The following is a 12,911-nucleotide window of genomic DNA, read 5'->3' on the forward strand; positions in this document are numbered from 1 at the left end:
CATTCGCATCCTGGAGTGCGAGAATTTCTGGTTTTTCTCGCTGGAAGCTCGTTGTGGCTTCGTTGCGGTCGGATTGATTCTGACGGTTCATCCTCTGCTGTAGGTGAGTTAGATCGTCCCGCCCAAGGGGTGGGGGCAGACGATCTGCACCATCCGGACGGACCCGACCTTGCACCCCTCACCGCCAGGTCGGGTCCTTCCAAACATATAGATCCCTAAATCTCCTCTGCAGGCCTCGAGCAGGGACGAGAGGCCAGTCAAGACCGCAGGAGCGGCCACAAGACCCGTCCAACCTCCGGGTCAGGTGCGACTAGAGAGTCTTGACGGGCCGGGAACCGTAAGAAGACCAATAATCGATTCGCCCCGCCGCCAGGCGGGGCATGGTTGCCGGTCTGGCACGCTCGGCAGATTGCATTCCGGTGTCACGACGGTAAACCGCCGATAGCGAGAACTTCGCGCCCTTCCGCCAGCCGATGCGAGCCATGTGCCCTTCAACTATGTTCGGCCCCAACCTGAACCTAAGCCGATTGGGAGGAGACATGCGTTCACTAGCTGCGGCGGTAGCAGGACGCCGTACCCGGGTTTCGGCCGGCGCAGCCCTCTGCGCCTCACTGCTTGCAATGGCCGGCCCGTCTACGGGGTGGGCTGCGAATCCTCACCAGTCATCTATGTCACCGGGTCCAGAAACCCCTTACAGCGGGATCCGCGCACCCGAACGCGGAGGCAATGGGAACCGGCCGGCACCACCGACTTCGTCCGCCTTCCCTGCTGTCACCTCGTCGACAGCGACTCTCACCCCCGGCACCAACGTGGACGCCATCGGCAACAACGACGTCATCACTCAAGCGACCATCAACGACACCAGCGTGTTCACGTGCACACCCGGAAAGCCCACCCCGCAGAACGAGACCACCATCGCGGTCAACCCCACCGATGACAAGAACCTGGTCGGCGGGGCGAACGACTATCGCCTGTACCAACCGACCGAGAACCGTTACGACGGCGCCGGCGGGTTCTACCAATCAACCGACGGCGGATCGAAGTGGACCGTCGGGTTTCTCCCGGACCTGGTCACTAACAATTCCTCGGACCCCGGACCGTACGACACGGCGGGCGACCCTTCTATCTCCGCTGGACCGGACAACACATTCTGGTACTCGAACCTCGCGTTCAATCGCACCGACCCTGCCAGCGGGGTCGCGGTGAGCCGGTCGACCGACGGCGGGTCGACCTGGACGACGAGCTTCGTCGTGCAGACACCTGCCACGGCTGGAGTGACCCTCTCCAACGACAAGGACTGGATCGCCGCCGACCCGGCCAACTCCAACACCGCCTACGTAACTTGGACCCAGTTCCACACGACTCGCTCGGGCCGCACGCAAAGCTCGCCAATCGTGATTTCGAAGACGACTAACGGTGGCTCGTCCTGGTCCGCTCCCGTCCAAATCTCCCCGCTCGACCAGGATCAGGCATCCACGGTCATTGTCGGTAGCGACGGGACGGTCTACGTCACATTCGAGGCTTTCCGGTTCCACAACCGCGACTGGGCGGCCGAGGCCACATCTACCGACGGGGGCAGCACCTTCACCACCAGACTGCTGTGGCCGATCAGCGACATTCCGAGCCCGCTCCCCGGTGACACATTCAGGGACAACAGCTTCCCCACCTTCGCGGTCGACGGCTCCAACCAGTACGTCGCATGGTCGAACTGGAACGGTCTCAACGCCGACGTCGTGATCATGAAGTCGACCGACGGCGGTACGACCTGGTCCGCTCCACAGACGCTCGCCGGCGGGGCAGGGAACCAGTTCTTCCCATGGCTGTCTGCCCGTGGAGGCACGGTCGCCGCCGCCTGGTACGACGACAACACCAGCGTCGCCGACAACTACGTCGATCGGGCCTCGATGTCCTTCGACGGCGGTTCGAGCTGGGCGCCTCCTGTCACGGTGTCGAGCGCCGCCTCCGACGTTCCCGGCGGGAACCTGTTCGCGTACCCGAGCTGTACGGACGATTTCATCGGCGACTACAACGCGGTCGCACTCGACTCCACCGGAACCGCTCACGCCCTGTGGACCGACATCCGGGACCGGTCGACACCCTTGGCGACCAACCAGGATCCGTACACCGCAACGATCAAGCAGAGCTAAAGGAGCAGCGCCACCCGGCCGCCGGCAGGCGGACCCAGCGGCCGGGTAGGGCGAAGACATCCGAGGTTCAACCTGCCAGAGTTGAGGGCCCGGCCACCGTGGCTCGATCTGGGAACAAGCCGTATTACTGACATCCCTTGATTGGAGTCAAACGACTATGACGAGGGTGTTGGAGTTGAGTCCCGACTCGGGATCCCAGGTCACGGTGTGTGAGCCGGAACCAGACGAGAACGTGTAGGTAGTGACGGCGTAGTTGACGTCGACCGCCGGCCCCGCCAGCACCTCGCCGTCGTAGAGCGCAGGAGCGAGCTCCTCGCCCGCGGGGCCGGTCGGCGTGATCTGGCTGCCATCGACCGACTCGCCATAGACCGGCTTGGGACCCATCACGTATACGTCCACACCGGCCGTCGTTGCCTCGAACACGTGATAGACGTCGATCGGCGTGCCGCCGACAATCGTCTCCCCCGGAAGAGTCAGAACCGTCACGCGTCGCCCGCTGCCATCGGGCACGCCCTTGTCTGGCCACGCGGCGTAAGCGGCTCGCACGTCATCCAGGCTGGCCATCACACGTCCTGCGTCCTCGTGATGCCGCCGGCCGGCGTCGTTGCACCGGCGTTGGAGGTGGTGCCGTTGGCCGTCACGTTGGCACCCTGCTTCGTGGTGGTGATCTGGAAGCCCCCTCCCGCCTTGGCGATAACCGTACGCGTGACCGTATAACCCGAGTTGGTCATCGGGATGTCAGTGGAGATGGACCGCTTGTCTCGGAACTTGCACGTCTGGTTGACCACGCGTGTCCCTGTCGAGGTCAGGATCGCCGTCCCTGTGCTGTGGGTGTCCTTGCTCGGACTGTTCCCTGGCAGGTACCCCGAGGTGTCGGATGGCCCGACGCCGAAGCAGCCGGTCCCGCTGATCGGCTGGACCTCCTCGGAGATGTCGCATTGATCCAGGTCGGCGATGTTGCCACTGTCGGAGGACCAGCCATCCTGCACAACGATGCCCCTTCTCGTACCGGTCACAAGGCTGTCGAACGACTCCGTGTAGTTCAGCGGGATGGCCGACACGGCGAATGGCGGAGTCATGGCGCACCGAGACCCGCCCTGCGAGGCGATCAGGATGAGTTTCGGCCCTCGACCTGCCTCGGTCTGTGTGACCCCGCGCAGATTGGGCATGAAGGTTCCGTTTGCCGCCAGAATCCTGGTGCCACCCCCGTCAATCGTCGCCGTACCGTCGCCTGCCCCTCCTACGATCGACAGGATTATCGGTGGATCCTGGGCATTAAGTCCATTGACGACAACGGTAACGGTGGTGTCGACCCGGGGCGGGATTCGATCGGCCATGGCCGCTGGCGACGCCGTCCCCCGGACGTGGTTGGGCAGCGTGACTGTCGCCGTGCAAGCTCGGACCGGTCCCGAGACGGCGGCGGCCGACAGGGTAAAGGACTCGACGACGGGCGTGACCCAAGCGGCGGTCGCTCCGACCCCCGCTGCCTTGAGGACGGTGCGCCGAGATAGTCCGCGGGAGGGCCCGACCCCTGTCGGCCCCCTTGCGACCCCCTTCGCCACCGTCGTTGACGGTAAGACGCCGCGAAGCCCGATTCAAGGGAAGAAGTCCATTCGGCCAAGTGGGGGTGATTGTCTGATCCGGGGAATTTGAGATGAGTCTTCATCTGAACTCTCGCGAGAGGCGCCGGCGTCCTCGAGGCGCTTCACTGCCCGAGCATGCCGTTCTATGACACCCGTGTCAGGGTAAGTTCTCAACCAGGATGTCCTTACCTCCGGCCGACCGATGGGCGCGAACCGCCTGGCGCGGATTGACCGACCCGCGGTTGGTCGGCATGGCCCAGGCGGTCCCACGGATGGTCGGCGTCCTTCGACGGACCGGCACCCGAACCGAAGACGGCTATCCGGAGCTCGGGCCATCGGCGGGCCTGGCGCTGCAGGTGCTCCTTGACGAGGTCCTCATATCGCTGATGCGCAACCCGGGTCTTTTCCCGAAAGAGGAGGATTACGAACGGGCGGGGCAGGACATCCTCGGCGCCTACGAGATGTGGAGAGAGAACGGTTGGCTGGACGATCCAGCCGCTTATCACGTGACGCCGCAAGCACCCCAAGCCGTCTCCGTTACCCAAGAGCGGACGTTCCGTCGCCAGTCGTACGAGCACCTGTCTTTCGGAAGCGGATACCGTCCCCACGACGGTGAGCCCGGTGGCGAGCGGTGGCTCTCGCACCTCGAGAATCGAACCGCCCACGCATACGTCGTCCGGTCCCCTGAACCGGGACGGCCATGGCTTGTCTGCCTGCACGGGTTCGGCATGGGGGTCCCTTCGATGGATCTCCCCGCGTTCCGGGCCGATCGGATGCAGCGTCATCTGAAGCTGAACCTGGCGCTGATCGTCCTTCCGATGCACGGGCCGCGCCAGACCCCCGGCACCGCCCGCGGCGAAGGCTTCATGTCGATAGACCTGATCGACAGCATCCACGGCATGGCCCAAGCCGCATACGACACCCGATCCGTGATCCGTTGGATCCGTCACCAACACGGCGAGGTGCCGATCGGGCTCTACGGACTGTCCCTCGGCGGTTACGTCGTTTCCCTCGTCGCTTCGCTCGAGGAGCGACTGGCCTGCGTGATCGCCGGTGTACCAGCGACGGATCTGCCCGACCTCTATCGCCGACACAGCCCTAACAGCGTCCGGCTGCGGGCCTACAGGACCGGGGCACTAGGACCCCAGGCAGACGGGGTCAACCGGGTCGTTTCCCCGCTTGCCCTGGCTCCCAAGGTTGCCGCCGAACGCCGCTACATTTTCGCCGGCGCAGGCGACCGTATGTCCACTGCCAGCCAGGCTCGACGGTTGTGGGAGCACTGGGACCGACCCAGCATCGCCTGGTACCCGGGCGGGCATGTTGGCTTCTTCCTGACCGGTTCCGTTCAACGCTTCGTTTCCGAGGCGCTCGAGGAATCCGGCCTGGTCAGCCAGCAGCGCCTAGACGTCGAGGCCTCCTCCGTGGCGCAGCTACCACCCGGGGCTTGAGCCCACTCCCCCTCTACCTCCCGCCCCGGTTAGTCTCGCCCCCGTGACCGAACCAGCAACGGGGTTCGTTGACGAGATGTCTGCCGCCGGCCACCAGGTGACGGAGTGGTCGAACTCCCCTGGCGACACGTACGCCCCACATAGCCACGGCTACCGGAAAGTCCTCTGTTGTCTCGAGGGTTCGATCGTGTTCCACCTTCCCGATGGCGACGTCCAGCTTTCTCGTGGTGAGCGGATGGACCTTCGCCCTGGAGTTGTCCACTCGGCCACCGTCGGACCTACCGGCGTCCAGTGCGCGGAGGCGCACCTTTGATGAAGGTCAGGGGAACCGGAATCTGGAGCGCCGGACTCCGCTACGGGGATGCAGGAGAGTCCTCCGAGGCGGCGGCCGAACTGGAAGAGCTCGGATATACCGCCTTGTGGGTGCCCGATGTCGGAGGCAACCTGTTCGACGTCGTCGAGCGGCTCCTCAACGCGACAAAGAGCGCCATCGTCGCCACCGGGATCCTCAACCTCTGGATGCACGACGCGGGGGAGACGGCCGAATTCCACGCGCGCATGCGCAATCAACACGGCGACCGTTTCCTCGTGGGTATAGGAGTCAGCCATCAATTGCTCGTGGACTCCACCGAACCCGGCCGGTATCGCAAACCGCTGTCTGCGATGTCCGCCTACCTCGACGGCCTCGATTCCGCGGAAACTCCACTCAACCCGGACGACCGTGTCCTAGCGGCGCTCGGGCCGCGGATGCTGGGGCTCTCCCGTGATCGAGCGGCCGGCGCCCATCCATACAACGTCACCCCGGAGCACACGGCCATCGCCCGCGAAGCGGTCGGTCCAGGAAAGCTGGTATTACCGGAGCAGGCGGTCACACTTACCACTGACCCGGAAATCGCCCGACGCCGCGGTCGTCAGCACCTCGAGGTGTATCTGGGTCTGCCCAACTACACCAACAACATCCGCCGGCTCGGGTTCGGAGACGACGACTTCGCCGGCGGCGGAAGCGATCGTCTCATTGATGCGCTGGTCGCATGGGGCGACGAAGAACAGATCGCCGCTCGGATTCGCGAGCACCGAGACGCCGGCGCCGACCACGTGTGTGTCCAGGTAGTCAGCGACGAGGGGTCATTTCCCCGCGCTGAGTGGCGGGCTTTGGCGCCGGCACTGACGGCCCTTTAGCCCTGGCGGACTCCGACCGCCCCTCTTGCGACCTGACACCAGACCGATCCCAACGCCCTCGGCAACGGTGACAGCGACTTGGTACGCGGGCTCGTGGGAGGCAACGCCAGCTACCCTCGACTTTCGATAGTTATGCGAACCGCAGCTGGTTTGTCCGAAAGGACATTTTCCGCCGAGGCCCATCTCCTTCAGCCGCATCATCGGACGGTTCAGCTCAACTAGCAGGGTCCGGGGCGATGGCAGTCAGTTTCCGGACCTTCGCAATCGGAGTGTGGTCGCCACGACGGTCGGCTGAGAGGAAGGGGACGATCTTGGACGGTGACTGGCTGGACGATTCAGCCCGATCGTCGGCACTCCTGTCCCGTCGGGAGATGCTCAAAAAGGGCCTTGTCATCGGGGCTGGTGTCTACGCCCTAGAGTTGATCGGTCTTCGATCCGCAGCAGCCCGAGAGCATCACCCTCCCTCGACGACAACGACCGCGCCGCCCACCACGACGACAACGACAACAACCGTGCCGCCGACTACCACGACAACGACGGCGCCGACGACGACGACGACAACCACGCTGCCCCCTCCCCCACCTGGGTGGAATCCGTCGCAAATTTCCAACGCGATCGCTTATTGGAATGCGGACGACCTGACTGGTGTAAACGGTGCCCCTGTTCCATCGTGGACCGATCGGAAAGCAGGTATCACGCTGTCGCAACCAACCCGCAGCGCACAACCAACACTTGTCACGAACTCAAGCAACACGGGACACCAGGCAGCTCGGTTCAACAACGCCAACAGGCAGTTCCTGTCCTCGACGATGCTGGGCAATCTTCCTGCTAAAGGTCCGGCGTGGATCTGGGTGGTTATGAACGTCGTCGGTGATAGTGGTCAAACCGCGATCTTTGAAGTCGCCACCCCAGGCAACTCGGCGATTGGCTATGCGTTTGAGTGGAACACCCCTCTCGGCGTCGCCTGTTGGGGCGTCACCGAAATAACGGCCAACACGCAGGTCCCCGTGGGTTGCGCAATGTTCCAATGGACGTGGGATCCGGTAACGGCCAAGACAATCGTGACCGACTACAACAACCTGTCCGGCTCGACCTCAGCGGCAATGTCGTCCCAGCCGAACATCGGGGCCACAACAGTCACCATCGGCGGGTCACAGGCGTTCAACGGTTTCTTTCTCGACGCGGAGGTGATCCTGGTTATTGTCGGCACCGGGACGCCAGCAACCTCCGATCTGACGGCGATGTCGAACTGGTTGTGGGAGGTCTACAACATCATCACCGGGCCGAGCTATAACTCACCCAACCACACGACGATGCCCAGCAAGGATTACAACGGGAAATCGGTTACAGACGCAATTGAGCTGGGAGCCATCTACAACTCATCAGGAGTTTTCGGTCACAAGTATTGGATGGCGTCATCGCCCTTCGACAGCAACTTCCCATCCGAGAACCCCAATATCGCTTTCTCCGACGATGGGAATACGTGGTCAGCGACGGGAATCACCAACCCCGTTGTGCCCTATCCGGGGGGCGGTAACTCTGGAAACAACGCTGATCCGTGCCTGTTCGATAACACGGCACGCGACGGCACGCTCTATTGCCTTTATGTGCGAGAGAACGCGAACATCACCAATGGCGTCAGGTACGCCACGTCAACAAACGGCACAGCCTGGACGGACCAGGGCTTCACGCTCACCGGCAACAGCTCGATCGGTCCGTACTACGAGTGCCCGACGATGTTCTACGACTCGGCCAGCAATGAATACTGGCTTTACACGATGAGCATCCAAGTCCCCAGTTCCGCGGTTATCTATCGCCAAACCTCCTCCACGGTCTCTGGCTCATGGTCATCGCAGACCGCCTGCACTCTGACAATCCCAGGCGGCCGGAAACCTTGGCACATCTCGGCACCGATCAAAATCGGCAGCAAATATGTCATTGCGTTCTCGGATAGCGATATCCCACGCAACCTATGGCTGGCATCCTCGACTGATGGGCTGAACTGGACGTGCGCCACCAAACCGTTCGTAGTGCCAGCCACGTCGAACCAGTGGGACGCACCGGGCACAGAAGGATTGTACCGACCATCGATACAAAATGCCGGTGACGGTGTGAACATGCTTCTCTGGTATGTGAGCGACGGCAGCAACGTCAACTACATCAGCGATATGGTCACGGTGCCACAGTCGGTAATCCCATGACGATGGGATGAGCGACTGCGTTCGCCTCGATGGTACCGGCGCTGCCGACCCATTCGACCTCGGCCTTCGGAAGCCGCAGGTTGTAGTCCGAGAAGAACCGCGCCATAGATTCCCCGAGCAGACGCATCAGCTCCGAATGAGCCCAGATGGTTGGTACCGCTTGCCGTCGAGATCGTCGCCTGGAGAAGCCTTGTCGCAAGCTAACGCGCCAGCGGATCGCCACCCCGCCAGACAATATGGGCTAGGTGCGTCGGATACGAATCCATCGACGACACGGTGACAGGGACATTGAGTTCGTAGTTATCGGACCCCTCTGAACGACATCCCAAAACTGCTCACGCTGCCTGGACCCGTGATCCCGTCTACGGCTGCCCATAGGGGCGGGTCAGCTGTGCCAGCGTACCCTGGACTTCAGAAGGTCGATGACCTCATATCGCGCATCGAAGTTGTAGGTATGAGTTGCGGTAGCACCTACCTGATCCGCTTGCAGCCGTCCTACCGTCGCTTCCTTGTAATCATCCACCGTGAGCAGAGTCACAGCTTGGAAGTTGATGGCATGCCCGTATCGGCTAGCACTGTCTTGGGCAGGACGGATGAGAGTTCCGTCCATTAAATAGGGGCGACCTGCTGCGCGACCGGCTCGGACGTCATTGACGATCGGATTCATGGGATGGGCCTGCCATGGGCCCATCAGGTCGGTGGCGAAGTACAGGTGAAGTTCGTCAGACGGGTGCATGCCAGAACGGGCGAGCGTGACGAACAACCAGAGAAGACCAGCGTACTCAGCCACGGTGGCGTCAGATGCCCAGACTCTCGACAAGATGGGTCCGAGGGGCTCCCAGCGGTCAGGAAATGATGTGGATCGGTACAGCTCAATCGTTCCAGTCTGACCCGACTCGGGAATCATAAAGACTTCTCCTTGCCGGCGGAACACGAACGGGTAGGAGAGGTGATAGGGCTCGTCCAAAACTGGGACGATTTCTTGGCCACCGTTGTCGCTGAGCTCGAAGCAGACAAGGCGCGCTCTGTTGTTTGCGTACACATAGTCCTCAACGAATAGCCAGTGTTGCCCGGAATGTTCGATCAAGAAGGGGTCGGCATAGCTGTGACCGGGTGGCGCTTTGAGCAACCGATAGCCACCTCCTTGTCCGAAGTTCATGCGGGTGTTTCGAGCTCGGTACGCGATGCCCCATTGGTCTCGTGCGACAGTTCGGACCATGGCGTGAGCCGCTAGTCGGGTCACCTGACGGAGTGTGAAGGCGCGATTAGCCCTGCGAGACGGCGTTGATAGACCTACATCGCTGACGGTGAGCGGGAGATTGCACGACTCCGAGCAGGCAGTCCGATCCTGGACCTGTCGCAAAGCGTTCATGATCAGGTTTGCGGAGGACCACATTGCTTTGTTGCGGGTAAGGCTGGCCGACCAGGGGATGACTGCCGTCACGGTTCGACGGATCGCTCCAAGGAGCCGGGGTCTTGTGCTCGACTCTCGAAGTGTTATGACAACAAGGTGTTTCCCGGCTACGAGTTCCGGCACCGGTCCCGTCACCCACGAACTGTGTGCACGCCCTCCGATGTCCAATGACCACATCGACATGGTGGTCGGGCAAGTTGCCTCCAAGTTGGGCACACCGAGAGCGAGGACGACGTCAACTTGCTGTTCTTCGAGCCGCGACAGGACCTGCCGACCCAGGACGGTGTGATCGTCGGTCAGAAAGACGTCGCTCTGGTCGATATGCACACCGGACGGAAGGTCGGCCCGGGCAAACGCATCGGGTTTGGCCGGAAACAAGCGGTCGTCAAGACGTCTGTAAAAGTTCCCAGAGACCCTTGGTCGAGCTGACAACGCTCCACGGGCGATGGTGCCCGCGATCAGAATAGCGATGAGGCGACAAGCAGGAGAGGACAGGCAGTCTTCGATTACTCGTCGTATCCAAGCGTCGGGATGGTCGGAGCCCAAGACGAGGACGACCCTGACCGCGCCACCATCAGAAGCCGTGCTTTCCGTGCCCGAATCTGTCACATCCATCCTTGGCTATGACGTCGATCCCCAACGCGCATCACGTAACCTTCCGCAATAGGTTGAGACAGGTCTGACTAAGCGACGCGGCTACCAAGAACCCAGAAGTGGTGCACGGCTATACCGGTTGTCACCTTGCTTAGGACGCGGTTCGAACATCGGTCAGGGGGTCGGCCCGCCTTCATGAGGAGCGGCTACTTTGAGTCGGGTACCACCGCGATATTCGTGTGTGGACCGGAGGCACGAGATCCGTCCAGGGGCGGGGCTTCACGCCCAAAGGTACCCCCGGACTTCCCTGATGATCGACCTCGGACCAGCGATGCTGGTAGACGGCGTCCAAGTTGCGCCATCGCCGGGTGAGATCGGAGGCACCGACTTGCTGGTCGTAGAGAGCGATTCTTGGCGGATCCGCCGCCCCGAGTGGGACGCCACAGGCCGCTTCCAGGCGACCGCGGGTGACTGATTCCTGACGATACTGGAAATGGTGCAAAAAGATTCCCTGGCGCGGCTCCAGGAGCTGGAAATCGGCCTTAACGAAGTGAAACCCGACGGTCGGCAGAAGTGATGGAGCTCCGCGGTCCCAGCGAATAAGAGGATGCTTCCAGTGGTGTAGCCAGCAAATGTCAAACAGCGAAGGTAGCGGGCGCGCCGCGCAGAGCGGCTGAAAATCAAGGGGGTGGCGCCCCGACTCGTATTCGGGAACCGCATGCGGGAAATGGTCAAAAGCAGTAGCTCCAACGACTCTAAATGAACGATCTAGGCTGTCTAAGTACTCGCGCACGGTCAATCCATATGGACCATGGTGAAATTCGTCTGAATCCAAATAGAGCCACCAGATATGGTCGTCGCCGGACTGTTCTGAGATGGCTTGGACCGTCTCGTTCATAAGCCGTGTCTTGAGTACGTCGTCAAAGTATTCTGTAGCGTAGACACGCTCTATGACCGCGCCAGCAGATCGGGCGATCTGGACGGTGTCGTCGGGGCTGTCGTTGTCGAGGATGTACACCTCCTCGCAACCTTGAAGGAGGGCGTTCTTGACCGTAGCTTCGATGACGTCGGCATCGAACCAAGTCGTCATGATTCCAAAGAACCGAAAGGAGGAAAGCGGTGACGTTCGCCTTGGCCGCGGCCTATCTGTAATCCAGTAGCGGCGGACGAAGCTCGGTGGTCTCACCCCCGCCCGAACCAGTGGCTTGAGCGCCCGTTCAACAAGTCTCTTGAGTGCGCTCAATTTACCTCGAAGGTCCGAAGCGGCAGACGACGGGCTTCCATAGGCATCGTACAACCCATCCTGCCGGTCAAGCCGTCACGTAAGGCGCTTACATTGAGCTTAAGGTTTCTTACAGCATGGCGCGGTGCTATCGGGATATTGACTAACGGCTTGACGAGTCCGGAGATGAGCGCGACCCGAAAGGCTGCCAAGTAGTGCCCACGCTCAATGAGGATACGGATCAGGTTCCGGAGCGAGTAATAACGCCGCGACTCAGGCTCCTCTACCCGGATCCGTACGTGCTGAAATCCCGGCGTAGACATCTTCTCTCGGAGTTCGCTCCAAAGCGCCCCGTGCATGTAAAGAGCATGCCCGAGCTCACCAAGACGGAGGCAATATTCGGTGTCTTCCCATCCCCAGAAAAATCTGGGGTCGTCACTTCCGTGTCGGCGGATCACCGCCACGCGGAAAGTGGGAAAACGATTGCTGTATAGGGTGTCGACCCTCACTGGGCCTGTGAGCTCATGCGCAGCCGGCATCCGCACTCGGACGCGCCGCAGGTCGACGCGGGCTCCCGCAAGGCCCACGCCCGCGGTAGCGGGATCGTGGGCCAGCATTTGATCGGCAAAGTCGCCGAGTTCGCTCAGGGTTGAGGGTCTCGGAAGCGCTCTTCGATCGTCGAAGAACACGACCCAATCATCGTCTGAGGCCTCAGTCAGCAGATGCTGGGCCCCGAGCGCTCGGCCCCCGGCTGGTCCAATATTGTCCCGAGCGGGGAGGTAATCGACTGCAAGCCCGCGGTCGCTGAAGTCAGAAACGAGGTCGTGAGTGACCTGAGACCGCTCGTTGTCAACAACCACGAGCTTCTTGAGCTGTCGGGGGCTCTGGGTGTGGATCTGCTGGAGTGAGTATTCCAACGCATCGGGCCTCTGATAGGTGATCAGTACGCCGTAGAGATCCACTGTGACCGGATGATGAGCCTGGGGCCAAGGTATGCACTGTGCTGGAAGGAGCCGAGGTACTCGTCCCGAGACCGTATTGGAGCACAGGCAGGTGTCCTGTTGGTCAGACGTCCACCTCGAGCTTGATGAGGATGGCATTCCCGAATGGCAGCGACGAAGCC

Annotated in this window: 10 protein-coding genes; 5 read left to right on the forward strand and 5 right to left on the reverse strand. The window is 61.8% G+C overall.

Annotated elements, in window-relative coordinates:
* Positions 1-539: 539 nt before the first annotated feature.
* Positions 540-2,147 carry a sialidase family protein gene (locus VFZ97_06190; GenBank protein HEX6393012.1) on the forward strand — a complete coding sequence of 536 codons (1,608 nt, stop codon included), beginning with the start codon at positions 540-542 and terminating at the stop codon, positions 2,145-2,147.
* Between the two features lie 147 nt (positions 2,148-2,294).
* Here VFZ97_06190 and VFZ97_06195 read toward each other — a convergent pair whose 3' ends face one another.
* Positions 2,295-2,711, reverse strand: a complete 417-nt coding sequence (locus VFZ97_06195) for a hypothetical protein (GenBank protein HEX6393013.1) — start codon at positions 2,709-2,711, stop codon at positions 2,295-2,297.
* A complete protein-coding gene (locus tag VFZ97_06200; protein ID HEX6393014.1) occupies positions 2,711-3,709 on the reverse strand; it encodes a hypothetical protein in 999 nt (332 codons plus the stop codon). Before VFZ97_06200 ends, VFZ97_06195 begins: the two co-directional genes overlap by 1 nt.
* A 200-nt stretch (positions 3,710-3,909) precedes the next feature.
* On the opposite strand from VFZ97_06200, the gene VFZ97_06205 reads away from it, so the two are divergent.
* The 4 genes from VFZ97_06205 (at position 3,910) to VFZ97_06220 (ending at position 8,558) form a co-directional block, all read left to right on the forward strand.
* Positions 3,910-5,178 (forward strand): CocE/NonD family hydrolase, encoded by a 1,269-nt coding sequence (locus tag VFZ97_06205; protein ID HEX6393015.1) that lies wholly within the window; start codon positions 3,910-3,912, stop codon positions 5,176-5,178.
* Positions 5,179-5,221: 43 nt separating this feature from the next.
* Positions 5,222-5,491, forward strand: a complete 270-nt coding sequence (locus VFZ97_06210; protein ID HEX6393016.1) for an AraC family ligand binding domain-containing protein — start codon at positions 5,222-5,224, stop codon at positions 5,489-5,491.
* Positions 5,491-6,357, forward strand: a complete 867-nt coding sequence (locus VFZ97_06215; GenBank protein HEX6393017.1) for an LLM class F420-dependent oxidoreductase — start codon at positions 5,491-5,493, stop codon at positions 6,355-6,357. Before VFZ97_06210 ends, VFZ97_06215 begins: the two co-directional genes overlap by 1 nt.
* Positions 6,358-7,166: 809 nt before the next feature.
* Positions 7,167-8,558, forward strand: coding sequence for a hypothetical protein (locus tag VFZ97_06220; GenBank protein ID HEX6393018.1), 1,392 nt, complete (start codon positions 7,167-7,169; stop codon positions 8,556-8,558).
* Between the two features lie 385 nt (positions 8,559-8,943).
* Here the strand turns inward: VFZ97_06220 and VFZ97_06225 are convergent, their stop codons facing one another.
* The 3 genes from VFZ97_06225 to VFZ97_06235 all read right to left on the reverse strand — a co-directional run bounded on the left by VFZ97_06225 (position 8,944) and on the right by VFZ97_06235 (position 12,750).
* Positions 8,944-10,581 (reverse strand): hypothetical protein, encoded by a 1,638-nt coding sequence (locus VFZ97_06225; GenBank protein ID HEX6393019.1) that lies wholly within the window; start codon positions 10,579-10,581, stop codon positions 8,944-8,946.
* Positions 10,582-10,759: 178 nt separating this feature from the next.
* Complete coding sequence (locus VFZ97_06230; protein HEX6393020.1) at positions 10,760-11,656, reverse strand: glycosyltransferase family 2 protein; 897 nt, start codon at positions 11,654-11,656, stop codon at positions 10,760-10,762.
* A 149-nt stretch (positions 11,657-11,805) separates the two neighbouring features.
* Positions 11,806-12,750: a glycosyltransferase gene (locus VFZ97_06235; protein HEX6393021.1), complete on the reverse strand. Its 945-nt coding sequence runs from the start codon at positions 12,748-12,750 to the stop codon at positions 11,806-11,808.
* Positions 12,751-12,911 lie beyond the last annotated feature (161 nt).

It is taken from the genome of Acidimicrobiales bacterium (assembly GCA_036378675.1).
In the GTDB taxonomy this organism is placed as follows: Bacteria; Actinomycetota; Acidimicrobiia; order Acidimicrobiales; family Palsa-688; genus DASUWA01.

Excerpts from the sequence above, each read along its gene's own strand:
- VFZ97_06190 (HEX6393012.1), top strand. The coding sequence starts at position 540 with ATGCGTTCACTAGCTGCGGCGGTAGCAGGACGCCGTACCCGGGTTTCG.
- VFZ97_06230 (HEX6393020.1), bottom strand. The coding sequence starts at position 11,656 with ATGACGACTTGGTTCGATGCCGACGTCATCGAAGCTACGGTCAAGAAC.
- VFZ97_06195 (HEX6393013.1), bottom strand. The coding sequence starts at position 2,711 with ATGGCCAGCCTGGATGACGTGCGAGCCGCTTACGCCGCGTGGCCAGAC.
- VFZ97_06205 (HEX6393015.1), top strand. The coding sequence starts at position 3,910 with ATGTCCTTACCTCCGGCCGACCGATGGGCGCGAACCGCCTGGCGCGGA.
- VFZ97_06220 (HEX6393018.1), top strand. The coding sequence starts at position 7,167 with ATGCTGGGCAATCTTCCTGCTAAAGGTCCGGCGTGGATCTGGGTGGTT.
- VFZ97_06215 (HEX6393017.1), top strand. The coding sequence starts at position 5,491 with ATGAAGGTCAGGGGAACCGGAATCTGGAGCGCCGGACTCCGCTACGGG.